Here is a 21,529-nt window from a genome sequence, read left to right on the forward strand (position 1 = left end):
TGTGCCAGCGGTGTGTCAGCCTGTGTCTGCGTGCCTACAACTGCCCCTTGAGCGCACGGTAATCGCGCGGGGTCATGCCGACGGTTGCCTTGAACTGACGCGCGAATGCGCTCTGGTCGGCAAAGCCGCAGCGTTGCCCGATGCTGGCGATGCTGTCGTCGCCGTACAGCAGCCGCATCGCCGATTCGATGCGCAGCTTGGTCAGCAGTTGCTGCGGAGTCACCTGGAACACGCGGCGGAAATGCCGTTCCAGCTGCGCCACCGACAGGCCGGCCAGGTCGGCCAGGCTCTGCACGCGCAGGTTGTCGCCGAAGTTGGCCTGCATGTGATCCATCACCTGGCTCAGGCGTTCGTACGCCGAGTGCCGGCTGTCGGGCTGGCCCAGATCGCGCGAAATGCCGACCACGCCGATCACTTCATCGGCCTCGCACAACGGGCGTTTGAAGGTCAGGCACCAGCCGGGCAGGCGGTTGGGATACAGATGCACCTCCAGCTGGTTGTCGATGAGCTCGCCACACAGCACGCGGCGGTCCTGCATCATGTAGCTGCCGCCCAGCGGCAGCGGGAACACTTCCAGCGGCGAGCGGCCGATGATTTCGCTGCGCAGTTTGCGTCCGAGCCGGCGCACCAGCGTCAGGTTGCAGTGGGTGTAGCGGCCCTCGCTGTCCTTGATGAAGAACACCACGTCCGGCAGCGCATCGAACAGCGTCTGCATTTCCAGCGCGGGAAGGTTGAGGTCCATCGGCGTCATGGTGGCGGTCACGATTGACGGCTGCACGAAAGGCGCGGCCCTGTATTGATCCTAGCGCAAACGCGGGGTTGTGAACCGGGTTGTCGATTATGCGGATTTCCGCATTTGCAACTGGCATTGGACGCTAGTCGTCCGCCAGCCGGCAGTGGGAGCATGGGCCATGCACACCATCGACGTCATCGACTCCCATACGGCCGGCGAACCTACCCGCGTGGTCCTCTCCGGCTTCCCCGATCTGGGCGATGGCGATCTGGCGCAATGCCGCGAGCGGTTTGGCCGCGATTTCGACCAGTGGCGCAGCGCGATCGCCTGCGAACCGCGCGGCTCGGACACCATGGTCGGCGCCTTGCTGCTGCCGGCCCGCGACCCCGGCGCCTGCACCGGGGTGATCTTCTTCAACAACGTCGGCTACCTGGGCATGTGCGGGCACGGCACCATCGGGGTGGTGCGCACGTTGGCCGAGCTGGGGCGCATTGCGCCGGGCCAGCACCGCATCGAGACGCCGGTCGGCACGGTCGGCGTGGAACTGGCCGAAGACGGCACGGTATCGGTCGACAATGTCGACAGCTATCGCGTCGCCACCGACGTGGACGTGGACGTGCCCGGTTACGGGCCGGTGCGTGGCGATGTGGCCTGGGGCGGCAACTGGTTCTTCATCACCGGGCAGGCGCCGTGTGCGCTGGAGCTGGCGCATCAGCGCGAGCTGAGCGCCTATACCGAGGCGATCCGGCTGGCGCTGGAAGCGGCCGGCATCACCGGCGAGGCCGGTGGCGAGATCGACCATATCGAAATCAACGGCAGCGCGCCCGACGGCAGCGGCGTGGCGCGCAACTTCGTGCTGTGCCCGGGGCTGGCCTACGACCGTTCGCCGTGCGGCACCGGCACCAGCGCCAAGCTGGCCTGCCTGGCCGCCGACGGCAAGCTGGCCGAAGGCGAGCGCTGGGTGCAGCAGGGCATTCTGGGCAGCGCCTTCGAAGGCAGCTATCGCCTCAGCGGGCGCGGCATTGCGCCACGCATCAGCGGGCACGCCTACATCACCGCACGCGCGCAGCTGCTGATCGACCCGGCCGACCCGTTCGCCTGGGGCATCGTGGCCTGATGGACGAGGTGCGGCCCGCACCGGAGGGAGTTGGCAGCGCGCCGGCCGCCGATGCGGCGCCGTCGGCAGCGTCCACGCGACGCAGCTACGACCTGATCGTGGTGGGCGCGGGCATCGTCGGCGCGGCCTGCGCCGAGGCGGCCGCGTGCGAAGGGCTGCGCGTGGCGATCGTCGAGCCGGGGCCGATCGGCGGCGGGTCCACCGCGGCGGCGATGGGGCACCTGGTGGCGATGGACGACGACCCGGCCGAGCTGGCGTTGTCGGCGTATTCGCTGCGGCTGTGGGAGCGCTTCGCACACCTGAGCGAGGCCGAATTCAGCCGCTGCGGCACGCTGTGGGTGGCCCGTGATGCGCGCGAACTGGCGGCGGTGCCGGCCAAGATCGCGCGGCTGGCGGCGGCCGGCCTGCATGCCGACGCCGTCGATGCCGGCCAGTTGTATGCACTGGAGCCGCAACTGGTGGCGGGCCTGGCCGGCGGCATGCGCGTGCCCGCTGAGGCCGTGGTGTACCCGCCGCGGGTGGCGCGGCATCTGGCGAGCCTGGCCTGCAAGGCCGGCGCGCAGCTGTTTGCCGGCCGCAAGGTGGAGCAGCTGCAGGCGCATGGGGTGCGTCTGGACGATGGCCAGCTGTTGGCCGGCCCGGTGCTGGTGGCCAGCGGGGTGGCCTTGCCGCAGTTGTTGCCTGAGCTGACGCTGCGCCCGCGCAAGGGCCATCTGGTCATCACCGACCGCCATCCTGGTTTGATCCGGCATCAGCTACTGGAACTGGGCTATGCCGATTCGGCGCATGGCGCCGACGCCACCAGCGTGGCCTTCAATGTGCAGCCGCGGCCGACCGGGCAGATCCTGATCGGCTCCTCGCGCCAGTTCGGCGAGCACGACCGCGCGCTGTCGCTGCCGGTGTTGCAGCAGATGCTGCAGCGCGCATTCGCCTATCTGCCGGTGCTGCGCGAGTTGCAGGCAATCCGGGTGTGGACCGGGCTGCGCCCGGCCACGCCGGACGGGCGCCCGTATCTCGGCGCGGTGCCCGGCCGGCGCGATGTGTGGGTGGCCGCCGGTCATGAGGGGCTGGGCGTCACCACGGCGCTGGGGAGCGCCCGGGTGATCGTGGACAGCCTGCTCGGTCGCACCCCGGCCATCGACCCCGGCCCGTACGCTCCGGCGCGCGCCGTGCAGGGCGCCGCCGCATGAGCGCGACGGTGCGCCTGCACGTGGATGCGCAAGCGGTCGAGGTGCCGGCCGGCGCCAGCGTGGCCGCTGCGGTGGCGCAGGCGACGCTGCAGTTCCGGCACTCGTGCAGCGGCCAGCCGCGCGCGCCGTTGTGCGGCATGGGCGTGTGTTTCGAATGCCGGGTGCGCATCGACGGCGTCGGCCAGCGACGCGCCTGCCTGGTGGATGCGCGCGACGGCATGCAGGTGCGCACCGATGGCTGAGCGCGTGCAGCATTTCGATGTGCTGGTGATCGGCGCCGGCCCGGCCGGGCTGGCGGCGGCGCAGGCGGCGGCTAGTCATGGCGTGCGGGTGGGCGTGGTCGACCTGCAGCCGCGTGCCGGCGGGCAGGTGTGGCGCAACGATGTGCGGCACGGCGCGCCGGCCGATGCGCGCGCGCTGTTGCGGCAGGTGCAGGGCGCAGCCTCGATCACGCTGCTGACGCAGACGCAGATCCTGCTGGCGCAGCCGGGCTGGCTGCTGGCCGATGGCCCGGACGGTTCCCTGCAACTGCATTACGCCGCGCTGGTGCTGGCCACCGGCGCACGCGAATTGCTGCTGCCGTTTCCGGGCTGGACCTTGCCCGGCGTCACCGGCGCCGGCGCGGCGCAGGCGCTGGCCAAACAGGGCTGGCCGCTGGCCGGCAAGCGCGTGGTGGTCGCCGGCAGCGGCCCGCTGCTGCTGGCCAGTGCGGCCACCTTGCAACGGCATGGGGCGCAGGTGCTCGGCATCCACGAACAGACCTCTCAGGCTGCGTTGCGGCAGTTCGCATTGCAGTTGTGGCGCTGGCCGGGCAAGGCCGCGCAGGCGGTGGCGCTGCGCCTGCAATTGCGCGCAGTGGCGTATCGCGCCGGCAGCTTTGTCGTCGCCGCACATGGCGACACGCAACTGCGCGAAATCGAGATCGAAGGGCCCACCGGCCGCACGCGGCTTGCCTGCGATCAACTGGCGGTGGGCTATGGCCTGGTGCCGAACACCGAACTCGCACAGCTGCTCGATTGCCGGCTCGACGCGTACGGCGCGCATCAACAGGTGCATGTGGACGCACTGCTGCGCACCAGCGTGCGGCAGGTCTTTGCAGCCGGCGAGGCCTGCGGCATCGGCGGGCGCGATTGCGCGTTGATCGAAGGCGCGATGGCCGGGCACATGGCTGCCGACGCGCCGGACGCGGCGCTGCGCCTGCAGCCGCGGCGACGTGCCGCACGTGCGTTCGCCGAGGTGCTGCAACGGCAGTTCGCTCTTGATCCACGCATCCGCGCGCTGGCGCAGCCCGACACGCTGGTGTGCCGCTGCGAAGACGTGCCGCTGGGCGCGCTGGACAACTTCAACGATGCACGCGATGCCAAGCTCGCTTCGCGCTGCGGCATGGGCGCCTGCCAGGGCCGCATCTGCGGCACCGCGCTGGCCGAGCTTGGGCGCTGCCCGCCCGCGCTTTCCACCGACGCCGGCCGCCGGCCGCCGTTGTTCCCGGTCCGCCTCGCGGCGCTGGCCGATCCGTTCACTTCCGACTCGCAAGGGAATCATCCATGAGTATTGCTGCGTTCTGGCATGGCGTGCTGCCGGCCATCACCACCCCGTTCACCGCCTCCGGCGAGATCGATCACGACTTCCTCGCCAAGCACGCCAATCAACTGGTGGACGCCGGCTGCACCGCGATCGTGCCGCTGGGCTCGTTGGGCGAAGCGGCCACCTTGAGCGTGGAAGACAAGGTGGCGATCCTGCGCACGTTGGTCACCGCCTTGAACGGCCGTGTGCCGGTGGTGCCGGGCATCGCCAGCCTGGCCACCGGTGAGGCGGTGGCGCTGGCCAAGGCGGCCAAGGAGATCGGCTGCGGCGGTTTGATGGTGCTGCCGCCCTACGTCTACTCCACCGACTGGCGCGAGATGGGCGCGCATGTGCGCGCGGTGATCGCCGCCACCGACCTGCCGGTGATCCTGTACAACAACCCGGTGGCCTACAAGACCGATTTCGGCCCGGCGCAGATCGCCGAGCTGGCCGCCGAATTCCCCAACCTGCAGGCAGTGAAGGAATCCTCGGGCGACGTGCGCCGCTTCGCCGCGCTGCAGGAGCTGCTGGGCGATCGTCTGGCGCTGCTGGTGGGCATGGACGATGCCATCGTCGAAGGCCTGAGCATGGGCGCCAAGGGCTGGATCGCCGGCCTGGTCAACGCCTACCCGAAGGAATCGGTGCGCCTGTTCGAACTCGCGCGCGACGGTGGCTATCCGGCGGCGAAGGAACTCTACGACTGGTTCCTGCCGCTGTTGCGCCTGGATACCGTGCCCAAGTTCGTGCAGTTGATCAAACTGGTGCAGGAAAAGGTCGGCCTGGGCAGCGAGCGCGTGCGTGCGCCGCGCCTGGTGGTCGACGGTGCCGAGCGCGAGGCCGCGCTCAAGGTCATCGACCACGCCATCGCCACTGCGCCCAAACTGTCCTGACGATGAGCTCGCGCTGCACGCCACCGGATGAGCGCCGCGCACGGATGCACGCGCGGACGCGGTGGCCGGCGGAGCGAGAGGTGGGTGGATGAGGATGTCGCATCAGCGCGGCATCTTCGTCGTTTTTTGGTCGCCCGCTGCCGCACAGTGCGCAGGGTCTGTCCTCATGCAACCGAAGGTGCCGCAATGAACGAGACGCTCCAATCCACGCCCATCCAGCAGGCCGAGGTGTTGCTGGCCGGCCGGTGGCAACCCAGCCGCGCGGCGAGCGCCAGCTTCCGTGCCGCCGACCCGAGCACGGGCGAGGCGATCGGGCCGCAATTTCCGGTCAGCGGTGCGGAGGATGTCGAAACCGCGGTTGCGGCAGCGCAAGCGGTTGCAGCGGAACTTGCCGCGGCACCGGTCGAACGGATTGCCGCATTCCTGGACGCCTACGCCGACGCGCTGGATGCCGATGCCGACACGCTGGTCGCACTTGCCCACGCCGAAACCGCATTGCCGGCGCCCACGCGCTTGCGCGGCAACGAGCTGCCACGCACCAGCGGACAATTGCGCCAGGCCGCACAGGCGGTGCGCAGTTACAGCTGGACCCAACCCATCATCGATACCGCTGCCGATCTGCGTTCGCATCTGGCGCCGCTCGGCAAGCCGGTGGTGGTGTTTGGCCCGAACAATTTCCCGTTCGCCTTCAATGCGATTGCCGGCAGCGATTTCGCCTCGGCCATTGCCGCGCGCAACCCGGTGATCGCCAAGGCGCATCCGCTGCATCCTGCCACCAGCCAGCGCATGGCGCAGCTTGCGCACGCAGCCTTGCTTGCGGCGGGCCTGCCGGCTGCGGCGGTGCAGTTGCTGTATCACGTCGACAATGCCACCGGCCTGCGGCTGGCCGGCGATGCGCGGCTGGGAGCGATCGGCTTCACCGGCAGCCGTGCCGGCGGGCTGGCGCTGAAGGCCGCCGCCGATGCGGCCGGCGTGCCGTTCTATGCCGAGCTGTCCAGCGTCAACCCGGTGTTCCTGCTGCCGGGCGCACTGGCCGAACGCGGCGCCGCGCTGGCGCAGGAATTCTTCTCCTCGTGCACGCTGGGTAGCGGCCAGTTCTGCACCAATCCCGGGGTGGTGGTGGTGCCGCAGGGCGAGGCCGGCGATGCATTCGTGGCCGCGACCACGGCGCATTTCGAGGCCGCCATGCCGATGGTGCTGTTTTCCAGTGCAGGCGTGGAAGGCGTGCAACACGGGGTGGCAGCGCTGCGCGCTGCCGGCGCCGCGCTGCTTGCCGGCGGGCACACCGGCGAAGACGGCTATCGCCATGCGCCGACCTTGTTGAGCGTGGATGGGCAGGCCTTCCTCGCCGGTCCGCACGCGTTGCAGACCGAGGCCTTCGGCCCGGTGAGCCTGCTGGTGCGCGCGCGCGATATCGCGCAGATGACGCAGATCGCCGCTGCATTCGAAGGCAACCTCACCGGCACCCTGTACCGCGCGGCCGATGGCAGCGACGATGCGGCCTGGCAGGCCATCGCCCCGGTGCTGCGGGCGCGGGTGGGGCGCTTGATCAACAGCAAGATGCCGACCGGCGTGGCGGTGAGCGCGGCGCAGAACCATGGCGGGCCGTTTCCCAGCACCGGGCACCCGGGCTTCACCGCGGTGGGCATGCCCGGTTCGATCCGCCGCTTCGCCGCCCTGCACAGCTACGACGCGGTGCCGGACGCCCTGCTGCCGGCCGACTTGCGCCAGCGCAATCCGGGTGGCGTGGCGCGCCTGGTCGATGGGCAATGGAGCACCGCCGCCCTCGGAGCCGGCGCATGAGCAGCCAGATCGGCGGGCTGTCGCTGGAGCAGGCGCGCGCGCAATTGACGCCGTGGACGCAGCGCGCCGCGCCGATCGCCGCGCAGGAATACGCACGGCGCATCGAATGCGCACGCCGCCTGATGCGCGCGCACGGCGTGGATGCGCTGTTGATCGGCGCCGGCACCTCGCTGCGCTATTTCACCGGCGTGCCATGGGGCGCGAGCGAGCGCCTGGTCGCGCTGCTGCTCACGCTGGACGGCGACCCGGTGCTGATCTGCCCCGCGTTCGAAGAAGGCTCGCTGGATGCGGTGCTGAAGATCGCGGTCGCCAAACATCTGTGGGAAGAACACGAGGACCCGTACGCGCTGGTGGTGCAGGTGATGGACGACCGCCACGCGCATGCGCTGGCGCTGGATCCGGGCATCGCCTTTGCCGTGCACACCGGCCTGCGCGCGCACCTGGGCACGGCGATCCGCGATGCCGGGGCCATCATCGACGGCTGCCGCATGTGCAAGTCGCCGGCCGAGCTGGCGCTGATGCAGCAGGCCTGCGACATGACCTTGCTGGTGCAGCGGCTGGCCGCCGGCATCGCCCAGGAAGGCATCGGCACCGACCAGCTGGTGCGCTTCATCGACGAAGCGCATCGCGCGCTGGGCGCGGACAACGGCTCGACCTTCTGCATCGTGCAGTTCGGCCATGCCACCGCGTTTCCGCACGGCATTCCCGGCGTGCAGCACCTGCGTGCAGGCGAGCTGGTGCTGATCGACACCGGCTGCACCGTGCAGGGCTACCACTCCGATATCACCCGCACCTGGATCTACGGCACGCCCGACGACGCGCAACGGCGCATCTGGGACCTGGAGCAGGCGGCGCAGGCAGCGGCGTTTGCGGCGATCCGCCCCGGGCTCGCCTGCGAAGCGGTGGACCAGGCCGCGCGCAGCGTGCTGGAGGCCGCTGGGCTGGGCCCGGACTACCGCTTGCCGGGATTGCCGCACCGCACCGGCCATGGCTGCGGCCTGGCGATCCACGAAGCGCCGTATCTGGTGCGCGGCAATGCGCAGCCGCTGCAGCCGGGCATGTGCGCCAGCAACGAGCCGATGATCGTGGTGCCCGGTGCGTTCGGGGTGCGCCTGGAAGACCACTTTTACGTCACCGATACCGGCGCGCAGTGGTTTACGCCGCCGTCGCCGGCGATCGACCAACCGTTCGCATGAGCCGACCGAGGCTCACGCACGCGTAGGAGCGCACCCGGGCGCGACGGGCAGTCCCGATAAGGCCGTCGCGCTCAGGCGCGCTCCTACAGCCGCCATTGCATCTTGGAGTAACTGCATGAACCACCTGCGTCCCGTCGCCATCGGCCTGCTGGCCGCCGCCTTGTTCACTGCCTGCAAGCCGGCGCCGCCGGCAGCGGAGACGGCAGCTGCGGCCACCTCTGCGCCAACCAGCGAACAGGCCGCCCAGGCCGCCCAGGCCTTCGATGCGCTGCTGGACAAGCAATGGCAGTACCAGTTGCAGCACAACCCGGAGTTCGCCAGCATCATCGGCGACAAGCGGTACAACGATCGTTGGAGCGACTATTCGCTCGAGGCCGTGCAGGCCGAGCGCACTGCCACCGCCGAGCTGCTCACGCAATTCGAAGCGATCGACAGCAAGGCGCTGGACGAGCAGCGCCAGCTCAGCCTGCAGATGATGCTGGGCCAGTTGCGCGACAAGCTCGAAGGCATCGACCTGAAGACCTATGCGATGCCGCTGGAGCCGATCGGCGGCATCCAGCTGGGGCTGGCCGGTTATGGCGATGCGTTTCCGTTCGAGAACGCCAGGGATTATCAGGACTACATCAAGCGCCTGCAGACGATTCCGACGGTGATCGACCAGGTGATCGCGGTGTCGCGGCAGGGTGCGAAGGAGGGGCTGGTGCAGCCGCGTTATCTGCTGGAGCGCCTGCCCGAGCAGATCGACAAGATCGCCGCGCTGACCGGCGAGCAGAGCCCGTTCGCCTCGCCGTTGAAAAAGCTCGAGGCCGCGGTGCCGGCCGAGCAGCGCGCTGCGCTGCGCACGCAGCTGCTTGCGGCGATCGAGCAACAGGTGCGCCCGGCCTACGCCAAGCTGGCCGCGTTCGTGCGCGACGAATACGCCGCGCAAGGGCGCGCGCAGGAGGGCGTATGGTCGCTGCCCGATGGCGAACGCCGCTATCGCTATGCCATCCACACCCAGACCACCACCGACATGGCGCCGGAGGAGATCCATCAGATCGGCCTGAAGGAAGTGGCGCGCATCGAAGGCGAGATGACGGTGATCGCCAAGGCGCAGGGCTTTGCCGACCTGGCCAGCTTCCGCAAGGCGGTGGACACCGACAAGCGCCACTTCGCCAGCTCCGGCGAGCAGATCCTGCAGCAATACCGCCAGTACATCGCCGCGATGGAACCCGAGTTGCCCAAGCTGTTCGGTCACCTGCCGAAAACGCGGCTGGAAGTGCAGGCGATGCCCGCATTCCGGCGCAGCGCGCCCGGCGCCGAATACTGGCAGAGCAATCCGGAAGGCACCAAGCCGGCCATCGTGAAGGTCAACACCAGCGACTTCGCCAGCCGCACGCTGGTCAATATCGAAACCACCGCCTATCACGAGGGCGTGCCGGGCCATCACCTGCAGATCTCGCTTGCGCAGACGTTGCCATTGCCGCCGTTCCGCCAGCAGGCCGGCTACAACGCCTATATCGAAGGCTGGGCGCTGTACGCCGAGCGCCTGGGCAAGGAGATCGGTTTCTTCAAGGATCCATACAACGACTACGGCCGGCTGTCCGGCGAGCTGTTGCGCGCCAATCGCCTGGTGCTCGACACCGGTGTGCATTACAAGCGCTGGAACCGCCAGCAGATGGTGGATTTCTTCCACGCACATCCGTCCGATGACGAGCCCAGCATCCAGTCCGAAACCGATCGCTATATCGTCTGGCCGGGCCAGGCGTTGGGCTACAAACTGGGGCAGCTGCAGATTCTTGCGCTGCGTGCGGAGGCGGAAAAAGAACTCGGCGATCGCTTCGATGTGCGCGCCTTCCACGATGCGGTGCTCGGCGGCGGCGCGATGCCGCTGGCGATGCTGCAGCAGCGCGTGCGCCAGTGGATCGCGCAGGCCAAGGCGGCGCCGGAGGCACGCGGATGAGCACCTATAGCGTCTGGCGCGCGAGCGCATTGAGCGTGCTGTTTGTTGCCAGCCTGGGCGGCACCGCCATGCAGGCACAGGCCGCAGCACCTGCACCCGCAGCAAGCACGCAGGACGGTGCAGCGGCACGCTTCAACGCGCTGTACACGCGCGAATGGCGCTGGCGCCAGGCACAGCTGTCCGGCGCGGTGGATGAAGACAACCAGGCCACGCAGGACAGGCAGTCCGACCATCTGCCCAAGGTCGATGTGGCCACGCAAAATCTGCGCACCGCGTACTGGCAACAGACGTTGAAGGAGCTGGATGCGATTCCGGCGGTGCAGTTGCCGGCCGAAGATCAGGTGAGCTACCAGGTGTACCGGCAGCAGCTGCTGGTGCTGCTGGACCAGCAGCACTTCCGCGCCTGGGAAATGCCGTTCAACAGCGACTCGGCGTTCTGGAGCGACCTGGGCTTCAGCGCCGAGGCCAAGCTGCGTACGCGCGAGGACTACCAGCGCTATCTCAAGATGCTCGCCGATATCCCGCGCTATTTCGCCGAGCACACCGACAATATGCGTGCCGGCCTGGCGCGCGGTTTCAGCCAGCCCCGGGTGACCCTGACCGGGCGCGACCAGTCCATCGCCGACGTGGTGCAGGCCAAGGGCGAGGCCAATCCGTTCTACGCACCGTTCAAGCAGATGCCGGCCACCCTGCCTGCCGATGTGCAGGCGCAATTGCGCCAGCAGGCAGTGCAGACCATCGATGCGCAGGTGCTGCCGGCCTACGCGAGCTTGCTGGACTTCATCCGCAACGAGTACCAGCCGCGCGCGCGCACCACGCTGGCCGGCGAGGCCTTGCCGGACGGGCAGGCGTATTACCGCGCGCAGATCCGCGAATTCACCACGCTGGAGTTGAGCCCGGAGCAGATCCACCAGATCGGTCTGCAGGAAGTGGCCAGGCTGCGCACGCAGATGGATCAGACCATCGTCGACAGCGGCTTCAAGGCACCGGCCGGGCAGGCGGTGTTTCCGGCCTTCCTGCACTTCCTGCGCAGCGACCCGCAGTTCTATGCCAAGACGCCGGAACAGTTGCTCAAGCAGGCCGCCTGGATCGCCAAGCGCGTGGACGCCAAGGTGGGCGATTACATCGGCCGGCTGCCGCGCCGACGCTTCGCGATCGAGCCGGTACCGCCGGAGCTGGCGCCGTTCTACACCGGCGGGCGTGGCGGGCCCGGCATCTATCTGGTCAACACCTACAACCTGCCGTCGCGGCCGCTGTACAACCTGACCGCACTGACGCTGCACGAGTCCTCGCCCGGCCACGCGCTGCAGATGCCGCTGGCGGCAGAGGCGCAGGGGCTGCCGGAGTTTCGCCGCTACGCCTACATTTCTGCCTATGGCGAAGGCTGGGCCCTGTATTCGGAGTACCTGGGCCAGGAAATGGGCATGTACGACACGCCCTATGACCGCTTCGGCTATCTCACCTACCAGATGTGGCGCGCCTGCCGCCTGGTGATCGATACCGGCATCCACCACAAGGGCTGGACGCGCGCGCAGGCGCAGGCCTACCTGCGCGACAACACCGCCTTGAGCGAGCACGAGGTCACCACCGAGGTGGACCGCTACATCGCCTGGCCGGGGCAGGCGTTGTCGTATTACCTGGGCGAGCTGAAGATCCTGGAGCTGCGGCGCAAGGCCGAAGCCGCCCTGGGCGAAAAATTCGACCTGCGCCATTTCCACGATGCGGTGCTGCAGACCGGCTCGGTGCCATTGCCGGTGCTGGAAGCGCGCATCGACCGCTTCATCGCCGACGGTGGTGTCTCGCCGTATGCCGCCGAAGATGCTGCCGGGCCGGCGGCAGCAGCGGCCAAGGCCGCTGCCAGCGACTGATCCAGGACATCACCAGCCGACGTTCTTCGCTACACCAACCGCGTATCCACGCTTCGGGGCGAGCAATGACCACACACGGTGCGACCACGCAAGGCAAGTTCCACAAGCGACTCAGCCTGACCGACCTGACCTTTATCGGGCTGGGTTCGATCTTCGGCTCGGGCTGGTTGTTCTCGGCCAGCCATGTCTCTGCCATTGCCGGACCGGCCGGCATCCTGTCGTGGATCCTCGGCGGCATCGCGGTGTTGCTGCTCGGCCTGGTGTATTGCGAACTCGGCGCCGCGCTGCCACGCGCCGGTGGCGTGGTGCGCTACCCGGAGTATTCGCATGGCGCCTTGCTGGGGGCGTTGACCGGCTTCATCACCCTGATCGCGTTTTCCAGCCTGATCGCGATCGAGGTGGAGGCGGCGCGCCAGTATGCGGCGGCGTGGTTCCCGCTGCTCAACCAACCCGGCGGCAGCCATCCCAGCGTGTGGGGCTGGCTGGTGCAACTGGCCTTGCTGGTGCTGTTCTTCCTGCTCAACTATTTCAGCGTCAAGACCTTTGCGTTGGCCAACAACATCGTCAGCATCTTCAAGTTCCTGGTGCCGATCCTGGTGATCGTGTTGCTGATGAAGCACTTCAACCCGGGCAACCTGAGCGTGCACGGGTTTGCGCCCTCGGGCATGGCCGGGGTGGAAGCGGCGATCTCCGCCGGCGGCATCATCTTTGCCTACCTGGGCCTGACCCCGATCGTGTCGGTGGCCAGCGAGGTGCGCGACCCGCAGCGCAATATCCCGATCGCCCTGATCCTGTCGGTGGCCCTGTCCACGGTGATCTACGTGCTGCTGCAGCTGGCATTCCTGGGCAGCATTCCGGCCGCGCAACTGGCACCGGGCTGGCGCGGCATCGACAAGGTGTTTGCGCTGCCGTATCACGACATCGCGCTGGCGTTGGGGATGGCGTGGCTGGCTGCGCTGGTGATCTGCGATGCGATGGTCTCGCCCAGCGGCACCGGCAACATCTACATGAATGCCACCCCGCGCGTGGTGTACGGCTGGGCGCGCAGCGGCGGGTTCTTGCCGGTGCTGACGCGGGTGGATCCGCAATCGGGCATTCCGCGTCCGGCCTTGTGGTTGAGCCTGGGCTTGTCGATCTTCTGGACGCTGCCGTTCCCCTCGTGGGAGACCCTGATCGGCGTGGTGTCGGCGGCCCTGGTGCTGAGCTATGCGGTCGCGCCGGTGACGGTGGCGGCGTTGCGCCGCAGTGCGCCAGACTTGCCGCGGCCGTTCCGCGTCCGTGGCCTTGCCGTGCTGGGGCCGCTGTCGTTCATCGTCGCCGCCTTGATCGTCTACTGGTCGACCTGGCCCACCTTGTCGTGGTTGCTCGGCCTGCAGGTGGTCGCGTTCGTGCTGTATGTGCTGTATCGCCTGCCATCGCGCCAGGGCCGGGCACGCCTGCTGCGCCAGGTGCGCGCGTCGCTGTGGTTGATCGTGTTCTTCGTGCTGGTGATGGCGGTGTCCTGGGCCGGCACGTTCGGCGGTCACGGCTGGATCGCGCATCCGTTCGACACCTTGAGCGTGGCGGTGATCGCGTTCTTCATCTATCACTGGGGCGCGCGCAGCGGCTTGCGCGGCGATGAGCTGGCGCTGGAGGAGGACGATGGCGAGTGAGCTGCGCCACGGCGCGGGTGCATCGCGCTGGCTGCGTGGCTGCTTGAACGGGGTGGCTGCGTGCATCGTATTGCTGTCGACGGCGGCACAGGCCGCGCTCAGCGTGGCCGACTACCAACGCGCGCTGGGCTTGCGCGCGCAATGGAGCACGCTGACCGAGAACGTGGCCTGGCCGGCGCAATGGCAAACCGCCGGCAGCTTCCATTACCGCAAGACGGTGCCGGGCGGATTCGCCTTCGTCCGTATGGATGTCGCCACGCTGCAGAAAACGCCGGCGTTCGACCAGCTGCGCGTGGCGCAGGCACTGAGTGCAGCGACCGGCACACCCTATACCGCGTTGCAGTTGCCGTTCGAGCGCTTTGCCTATGCGCCGGACGGCGAGCGCAGCGACGGGGCGATTCGCTTCGCGCTTGGCGAAGCGTCCTGGCGTTGCAGCCTGACGGACGACCGCTGCGCCCGCGATGACGCCGCCGCGCAGCAGCGTCCGCGCGGCTTCGGTGTGGTGCGCGACCCTGCGGTGCCAGCCGACAACACGCCGCGCCGTTCGCCCGATGGCCGCTGGGAAGCGCTCGCCGATGGCTGGAACCTGCTGCTGCGTCGCGTTGCCGATGGCCAGCTGACCCGGCTCAGCGACGATGGCCGCGCAGACGATTACTTCGACCCGGAAAGCATCGCCTGGTCGCCGGACTCGCAGCGGCTGGCGGTGTATCGCGTGCGTCCGGGGTTGGCCCGCCGCGTCACCCGTGTGGAAGCGGCGCCTGCAGACGGCGGCCAGCCGCGCGTGCATAACCAGCTATATCCCAAGCCCGGCGATGCGGTGGATGTGGAGCGCCCGGTGCTGTTCGCCGTGGACGGCACGCGCCGCGAGGTGGACACCGCCTTGTTCGCCAATCCGTATGCGCTGTCGCCGCTGCAGTGGCGCAGCGATGGCCGCAGCGTGAGCTTCGACTACGTGCAACGCGGCTTTCAGCGCATGCGGGTGATTGCGGTGGATGCGCAGAGCGGTCGCGCGCACGTGGCGGTCGGCGAAGATGCGCGCACCTTCGTCTACGCCGACCGCAGCTTCCGGCATGACGTGGATGGGCGCGGCGACGATTTGCTGTGGATCTCCGAGCGCGACGGCTGGCGGCACCTGTACCTGGTCGATGGCCGCAGCGGCAGGTTCAAACGGCGGCTCACGCGCGGGCCGTGGATCGTGCGCGATGTGCTGCGCGTGGACGACGCGCAGCGGCGCATCTGGTTCACCGCCAGCGGCATGGATGCGGGCAAGGATCCGTACTACCGGCAGCTGTACAGCGTGGATTTCGACGGCCGCCGGTTGACCCGGCTGACCCACGGCGATGCCGATCACGAGGTGGCGATCGCCGACGACGGCCGGCATTACGTCGATGTCTACTCGCGCCCGGACCTGCCGCCGGTGATGGAGCTGCACAGCATCGATGGCCGGCTGCTGCAGCAGGTGGAACAGGGCAACATCGACAGATTGCTGGCCGCCGGCTGGCGCGCGCCGGAGACCTTCGTGGCCAAGGGCCGCGATGGCCGCACCGACATCTGGGGCATGATGGTGCGCCCGCGCGACTACGACCCGCACAAGCAGTATCCGGTGATCGAGAACGTCTACGCCGGCCCGCACGATTCCTTCGTGCCCAAGACGTTCTGGCCGTTCGGCTATCACTCCGGTGGCGACAAGCAGATCGGCATGCAGGCGCAGGCGGATCTGGGCTTTATCGTCGTGATGATCGACGGCATGGGCACCGCCAACCGCTCCAAGGCCTTCCACGATGTGGCGTGGAAGAACCTGGGCGATTCCGGCTTTGCCGATCGCATCGCCTGGCACCGTGCGTTGGCGGCCAGGGACCGGTCCTACGACATCGGCCGGGTCGGCATCTATGGCGCCTCGGCCGGCGGGCAGAGCACGCTGGGCGCGCTCGAACGCCATCCGGACTTCTACAAGGTGGGCGTGGCGTTCGCCGGTTGCTACGACAACCGCATGGACAAGATCAGCTGGAACGAGCAGTGGATGGGCTGGCCGGTGGATGCCGGTTATGCGCAGGCCTCGGGCGTGGTCAATGCGGGCAAGTTGCAGGGCGATCTGCTGCTGATCGTCGGCGAGCAGGACAGCAATGTGGACCCGGCCTCCACCGCGCAGGTGGTCGATGCGCTGATCCAGGCCGGCAAGGACTTCGAACTGCTCGACGTGCCTGGTGGCGAGCATTCGGTAGGCCGTTCCAGCGGGCCGATCGACTATGTGCAGCGTCGCCAGTACGACTTCTTCGTGCGCCATCTGCGCGACGAACCCACGCCGCATTGGAATTCGCTACCGCCGGAGCCGCGATGATGCGTTTGCTTGCCCTGAAGATGCCGCGGCCGCGCGGCTGCATCGCAACCCTGCTGTGGTCGTTGGCGATGTTGACTGGTTGCGTGCCATTGCTGGCCAGCGCGGAAGAGCTGCCGCGCTTGGTCACCCAGAACGGCCGCCATGCGCTGTTCGTCGATGGTGCGCCATACACCGTGCTGGCCGCACAGCTGCACAACTCCAGCGCCTGGCCGGCGGTGCTGCCCAAGGCGCTGGACGAGGTGGTCGCGCTGCACGCCAATACGGTGGAGGCGCCGGTGTACTGGGAGCAGTTCGAGCCGGCGCCCGGGCGCTTCGATACCACCAACGTGGATGCCTTGATCGCCGGCGCGCGCAAGCGCGGGCTGCGCGTGGCCCTGCTGTGGTTCGGCAGCTGGAAGAACGGCCAGATGCATTACGTGCCGGAGTGGATCAAGCGCGACGACGCCACCTACCCGCGCATGCGCGATGCCAATGGCGAACCGGTGGATGTGCTGTCGCCGCATGTGGCCGCTAACGTGCAGGCCGATGCGCGTGCGTTCACCGCATTGATGCAGCACCTGCGCAAGGTCGATGGCGACCGCCACACGGTGATCCTGGTACAGGTGGAAAACGAGCCCGGCGCGATCGGCACGGTGCGCGACCATGGCCCGGCCGGCGAGGCGGCGTTCGCGCAACCGGTGTCCGCCGCGATCGCGCAAAAACTGGGCAAACCGCAGGGCAGCTGGCAGCAGTTGTTTGGTGCCGAAGCGGCCGAAGCCTTCAACGCGCATGCGACGGCGGCGTATATCGAACAGGTGGCCGCCGCCGGCAAGCGCGCCTATCCGCTGCCGCTCTACGTCAACACCTGGCTGCGCTACAAGGGCAAGCGTTACCCAGGCATGGATTATCCGTCCGGCGGTGCGACGGTGAATGTGTTCGCGCTGTGGCGCGCGGCCACGCCGTCGATCGACTTCATCGGCACCGATATCTACACCAACGACTACAACGAGTACACCAAGGTCATCGGCCAGTACGCGCGGCCCGACAACCCGGCCTGGGTCTCGGAGACCGGCTTCGAGGCGGCCACCGCGCCATATCTGTTCCATGTGCTGGGGCAGGGCGGGATCGGCTTTTCGGTGTTCGGCATGGATGGCAACCAGGACAGCCAGGCCAACCGCGACGCGATCGCTGCGCACGCCGCCAACTTCAAGCTGCTGGCGCCGCTGCAGCGCGTGATCGCCCAGGCCGCCTTCGACGGCCGGCTGCAGGCGTTGGCCGAACAGCCCGGCGCGCCGCAACGCACGCTACGCTTCGGCGACTGGCAGGCCAAGGTGTCGTTCGGTGCGCCGATGTGGGGCGATGCGCCGGCGATCCTGCCCGGCAACGACGACCACGCCGGCCGGCTGCTGGTGGCGCAGCTGGGGCCGGAGGAGTTTCTGGTCACCGGCATGGCCGCGCGGATTGAATTTTTCCGCGAGGCGGCCGATACCCGTCATGGGCAACTGTTGCGGGTGGAGCAGGGGCGATACGTGGACGGGCGCTGGCAGGTCGAAAGACAGCTCAACGGCGACCAGACCGACTACGGCCTCAACGTCGGACGGGTGGATGCGGCGGGTGAGGTGCCGGTGGTGTTGCGTGTGCGGGTAGGCACCTATTGAGCCTGCCTGAGGCGACTGCGTAGCCGTGAGGTGGGCGTGATCGGAATCGGTGGGTGGGACACGTCATTGCGGCTCCTGTTAGCTGGTTCCACCTCGTGAGACACGCTCGCCACGCGCCTCGGTGGGCGTGGGAACGACAGCAGCGCGGCGCGATTGCCGGCAACGATTGTGTTGATTGGTTGGTAAACAAACGTCATTGGTTATTTCTCAGTTCTGCACCGGAGCCACCATGAGCATCAGCAGTATCGCCAGTTCCGGAATGCAGGTCGCCGCACTGCGCCAGCAGGTGGCCGCCAGCAATGTGGCGCGTCAGCCGGTGGACGGCAGTCCACGTCAGGCCGTTGCGGCCAGCACGCAGGTCAATGGTGGAGTGGCAGCCAGCGTGGTCGACGCCAACGCCGATCCATCGGCACCGGCCACCGATCTGGTCGAAGGCCTCTCGGCACGCAACGACTTCCAGGCCAACGCCACTGCGCTGCGGCGCTCCGACGAAATGCTGGGCAGCTTGCTGGATGTGCTGACCTGAGAGCAGGATGGGACGAAGGCTGGTTGTCGATCTGTTGCAACAGGTGCACGGCCTTCGCCCTGACGCCGCACCTGGCTGCACCTGAAACCGTAGGCACGCGCGACAAGGCCTGAGTTGGCGGATTGAGGCTGCGGTGCGTTTGCCGATTGCGGCAGCGCGTGGCGGCATGGCTGCCGCGCCGAGCCTTCTGTGCGGATTTCCGCATACGTGCCAGACACGTGCCACAAGACGCGAGCGGCGCCGTCGCGCACGATGTGGATGAAATCACTCGAGGGCGCGACGATGGACCGCAGAAGCTTTTTGCGTCAGGGCATGGCGGCGACCGCGGCGGTGGGCGCGGGTGCCGCGCTCGCGCTGCCGGGCACGCCGCACACCCCGGCGACGTTGCCGACACCGGCGCTGCCGCGTCTTGAAGCGCTGCCATCGGCCGTGCATGTGGGCAGCAAGCTGTGCAGTTTTGAACACCTGCAGCAGCAGTGGACCGTCTACGAGCACCTCGACAGCCCGCAGGGCCAGCTGACGCTGTGGACCGACCGCGGCATGCTGCGCCTGGACAAACGCACCGAGCCGGCCTACCCGGCCGAGGGCAAGCCGTACTTCGGGATGTCGCTGGCCGAGGTGGCGATGGCGGAGGCAGATCTGCTCGCCGACCGCCTGCTGCGCGATGGCGACCCGGACGAGGCGCAGGTGCGCGACGTCGCGCCGCCGCCGGCCTCGCTGCTCGACCCCAAGGACAATGGCGGGCGCTGGCCGTGGACCACCTTCGTCGGCACGCGCGAAAGCCTGGATACCATGCCGATCCTGCCCAACGGCCGCAGCCGCACCTCGCGGCCGGAACACGCCTTCGCCGAGCTGGGCGAAGAGGCGTTGATCAAACGGCGTGAGGAAGGCCTGCTGGGTGGCTGGATGCCGGCGGTGCGCAAGGTGATGCGGCGCGAAGGCGAGGCCGATAGCTGGTACGACGTGCTGGTGTTCGCCGATGTGCGTGCCAGCGATCGCTTCGTGGTGCAGACCTGGCATCGCACGATGCAGGTGCGCGGCGGCGAGATCGTCGGCGTGCATTACACCCACAGCTATCCCGCGTTCGCACCGTCGCGCAAGCCGGCCACTGCCGAGCAGTTCTATGCGGCGTTGATCGATTTCGCCGCGTATTGGCAGCAGGCCCTGGACGGCACGGTGCAGGCGCAGCTGCCCGATGCCAGCTGGAACGCCATGGCGCAGTTCGCGTTCGCGCGCGAGCTGGTGGTGCGGCCCGGTGGCGATTATCCGAAGTACGGCGCGGTGGAGCGCGACTACTACGGCAACGAGTACGACGGCTTCCAGGACACCTTCACCAGCTCGTTCTACGCCAATCTGGAGTGGGGCCGCTTCGCGCAGGCCGCTGCGGTACTGGACAATTACTTCGACGACTTCGTGCAGGACGATGGCCTGCCGAACATGCGCGGGCCGGAGGTCGGGCAGTTCGGGCTGACCCTGTCGCTGCTGGCGCGCTATCTGCGCTATACCGGCGATGCGGCGCGGCTGCGCCGCCTGCTGCCCAAGATCGCCGCCACCGCGCAGCTGCTGTGCGACCTGCACGACCAGGCGCTGGCATTGCCGCGCAGCGCGCATGGCCATGGCCTGCTGCACGGCTGGAATGAATCCGATGCCTGCCTGTTCCCCGACCCGTCGCTGTGGTGGAAACCGTATTACGCCAACAGCGCGCTGACGATTCGCGGCTGGGAAGACATCGCCCAGGTGTGGACTACGCTCGGCGGCGATGCCGGTCTGGCCGCGCAATGGCAGCGTCGCGCCAGGCAGTTGCGCACACGGCTGGAGGCCAGCCTGCGTGCCAACGTGCGCCGCGAGCTGTCGCCGCCGTATATCGGCCCGTTGCCGGGCACCAAACTCACGTTTCGCCAATCGTTGCTGCAGGAAAAGCCCAGCGAGCAGCAATGGCCGCACCGCGCGTATGCCGAACTGCTGCAGGCCGATGTGCTGCCCGACGACCTGGCCAACCTGGTGATCGATTGCCTGCGCGGCCATGGCGGCACCAGCATCGGTGTGGTCGCCAATATCGCGCCGCCGGAGCCGGGCAGCCGCGATCTGCTCGGCTTCATTTCCTATGGCTATGCGCAACAGCTGCTGCGGCTGGATCGCATCGAAGAATATCTGCTGTTCGTCTACGCCCACCGCTATCAGGTGCACACGCGTGGCAGCTGGACGGCTGGCGAAGTCAGCGGCATCACCGGTGGTATGCCGTTGTTCTGCATTCCGGCGCAGATGACCATCCCGTTGCTGCTGCGCTGGATGCTGGTCAGCGACGACAGCGCAGGCGAGCAGTTGTTCCTTGCGCGTGCGCTGCCGCGCGCATGGCTGGGCAGCGGTGCGCCGGTGGGCATCACCGCTGCGCCAACGCGCTGGGGCACGGTCACGCTGACGCTGCGCACCGACGTTGCCGCGCGTTGCATCGACGCCGAGGTGCAGTTGCCGGAGCATGCGCCCAAGCGCACCTGGCTCACACTGCGCGCACCAGCAGGCACGCGCCTGCAGCGTGTCCTGGTCGATGGCAAGCCTGTGCGGGCGCAGGGCCCGCACGCAGATCGCGTGGCCTTGCCCGGCGCTGCTGCACTGGTGAAGGTGCAGGCGTGGTACGTGTGACGGCAGGGGCGCGCTGAGCAAGCGTCGCTGATCCGACTGCCCGGCACAGGGCGCAGTCGTTGTGGTGGTGTTGCAGACACAGCGCACCGCAATGCCGCCACGCTAGTCGCACAAGCGCTGTGGTCGATCGCAAGAGACCAGGGGATCTAGGATGAGCGCGCCGCGGTGTCATTGCGTAAGCAACCCACGCATGCCCGGAAACAGGCGCAAGCACGTGATTTTCCGCATGCCGTCCGGCTAAATTCTTCAAGACGGCGCAGCGGCGTTGCCGCAAGATTTTTTCAACGTGACCCGTGTGTGACAGGGGGGCATGCTCTCAGGGGGGAGCGGTGTCGTTGCAGTTGCCGTCCTTGCAGTCGTAGACGCCTGCCGTTGAGACGGCAGGCCGGTGCCGTCCTTTGTCGTGATCGATCTCTCACCTTTGCGCTGCGTCG

At 68.2% G+C, this 21,529-nt stretch carries 15 protein-coding genes; 14 read left to right on the forward strand and 1 reads right to left on the reverse strand.

Features of this window, described 5'->3' with window-relative positions:
- Positions 1-34: 34 nt before the first annotated feature.
- Entirely contained in the window at positions 35-751 is a 717-nt protein-coding gene (locus XarbCFBP7408_RS11640) for an AraC family transcriptional regulator (RefSeq protein ID WP_102256492.1), read from the reverse strand.
- Between the two features lie 160 nt (positions 752-911).
- Between XarbCFBP7408_RS11640 and XarbCFBP7408_RS11645 the strand changes: the two genes are divergently transcribed.
- The 14 genes from XarbCFBP7408_RS11645 to XarbCFBP7408_RS11710 all read left to right on the forward strand — a co-directional run bounded on the left by XarbCFBP7408_RS11645 (position 912) and on the right by XarbCFBP7408_RS11710 (position 21,095).
- Positions 912-1,850: a proline racemase family protein gene (locus XarbCFBP7408_RS11645; protein WP_104563083.1), complete on the forward strand. Its 939-nt coding sequence runs from the start codon at positions 912-914 to the stop codon at positions 1,848-1,850.
- Positions 1,850-3,040: an NAD(P)/FAD-dependent oxidoreductase gene (locus XarbCFBP7408_RS11650; RefSeq protein ID WP_104563084.1), complete on the forward strand. Its 1,191-nt coding sequence runs from the start codon at positions 1,850-1,852 to the stop codon at positions 3,038-3,040. The genes XarbCFBP7408_RS11645 and XarbCFBP7408_RS11650 overlap by 1 nt, the downstream gene beginning before the upstream one ends.
- On the forward strand, positions 3,037-3,282 hold the full coding sequence (locus tag XarbCFBP7408_RS11655) for a 2Fe-2S iron-sulfur cluster-binding protein (RefSeq protein WP_104563085.1): 246 nt from the start codon (positions 3,037-3,039) through the stop codon (positions 3,280-3,282). Before XarbCFBP7408_RS11650 ends, XarbCFBP7408_RS11655 begins: the two co-directional genes overlap by 4 nt.
- Complete coding sequence (locus XarbCFBP7408_RS11660; RefSeq protein ID WP_104563086.1) at positions 3,275-4,588, forward strand: NAD(P)/FAD-dependent oxidoreductase; 1,314 nt, start codon at positions 3,275-3,277, stop codon at positions 4,586-4,588. Before XarbCFBP7408_RS11655 ends, XarbCFBP7408_RS11660 begins: the two co-directional genes overlap by 8 nt.
- On the forward strand, positions 4,585-5,493 hold the full coding sequence (locus tag XarbCFBP7408_RS11665) for a dihydrodipicolinate synthase family protein (protein WP_104563087.1): 909 nt from the start codon (positions 4,585-4,587) through the stop codon (positions 5,491-5,493). Before XarbCFBP7408_RS11660 ends, XarbCFBP7408_RS11665 begins: the two co-directional genes overlap by 4 nt.
- A 186-nt stretch (positions 5,494-5,679) precedes the next feature.
- Positions 5,680-7,296: an aldehyde dehydrogenase family protein gene (locus XarbCFBP7408_RS11670; protein ID WP_104563088.1), complete on the forward strand. Its 1,617-nt coding sequence runs from the start codon at positions 5,680-5,682 to the stop codon at positions 7,294-7,296.
- Entirely contained in the window at positions 7,293-8,492 is a 1,200-nt protein-coding gene (locus XarbCFBP7408_RS11675) for a M24 family metallopeptidase (protein WP_104563089.1), read from the forward strand. Before XarbCFBP7408_RS11670 ends, XarbCFBP7408_RS11675 begins: the two co-directional genes overlap by 4 nt.
- A 115-nt stretch (positions 8,493-8,607) precedes the next feature.
- Complete coding sequence (locus XarbCFBP7408_RS11680) at positions 8,608-10,434, forward strand: DUF885 domain-containing protein (protein WP_181106351.1); 1,827 nt, start codon at positions 8,608-8,610, stop codon at positions 10,432-10,434.
- Entirely contained in the window at positions 10,431-12,302 is a 1,872-nt protein-coding gene (locus XarbCFBP7408_RS11685) for a DUF885 domain-containing protein (RefSeq protein ID WP_181106353.1), read from the forward strand. Before XarbCFBP7408_RS11680 ends, XarbCFBP7408_RS11685 begins: the two co-directional genes overlap by 4 nt.
- A 65-nt stretch (positions 12,303-12,367) precedes the next feature.
- Positions 12,368-13,954 carry an APC family permease gene (locus XarbCFBP7408_RS11690; protein WP_104563091.1) on the forward strand — a complete coding sequence of 529 codons (1,587 nt, stop codon included), beginning with the start codon at positions 12,368-12,370 and terminating at the stop codon, positions 13,952-13,954.
- Entirely contained in the window at positions 13,944-16,292 is a 2,349-nt protein-coding gene (locus tag XarbCFBP7408_RS11695) for a S9 family peptidase (RefSeq protein WP_104563092.1), read from the forward strand. Before XarbCFBP7408_RS11690 ends, XarbCFBP7408_RS11695 begins: the two co-directional genes overlap by 11 nt.
- Positions 16,289-17,929, forward strand: coding sequence for a DUF5597 domain-containing protein (locus XarbCFBP7408_RS11700; protein WP_104563093.1), 1,641 nt, complete (start codon positions 16,289-16,291; stop codon positions 17,927-17,929). Before XarbCFBP7408_RS11695 ends, XarbCFBP7408_RS11700 begins: the two co-directional genes overlap by 4 nt.
- Before the next feature lie 229 nt (positions 17,930-18,158).
- Positions 18,159-18,455 carry a hypothetical protein gene (locus tag XarbCFBP7408_RS11705; RefSeq protein WP_047128889.1) on the forward strand — a complete coding sequence of 99 codons (297 nt, stop codon included), beginning with the start codon at positions 18,159-18,161 and terminating at the stop codon, positions 18,453-18,455.
- Positions 18,456-18,737: 282 nt separating this feature from the next.
- Positions 18,738-21,095, forward strand: coding sequence for a Tat pathway signal protein (locus XarbCFBP7408_RS11710; protein WP_104563094.1), 2,358 nt, complete (start codon positions 18,738-18,740; stop codon positions 21,093-21,095).
- The last annotated feature ends 434 nt before the right edge of the window (positions 21,096-21,529 follow it).

It is taken from the genome of Xanthomonas arboricola pv. guizotiae (assembly GCF_002940205.1).
Lineage (GTDB): Bacteria > Pseudomonadota > Gammaproteobacteria > Xanthomonadales > Xanthomonadaceae > Xanthomonas > Xanthomonas arboricola_C.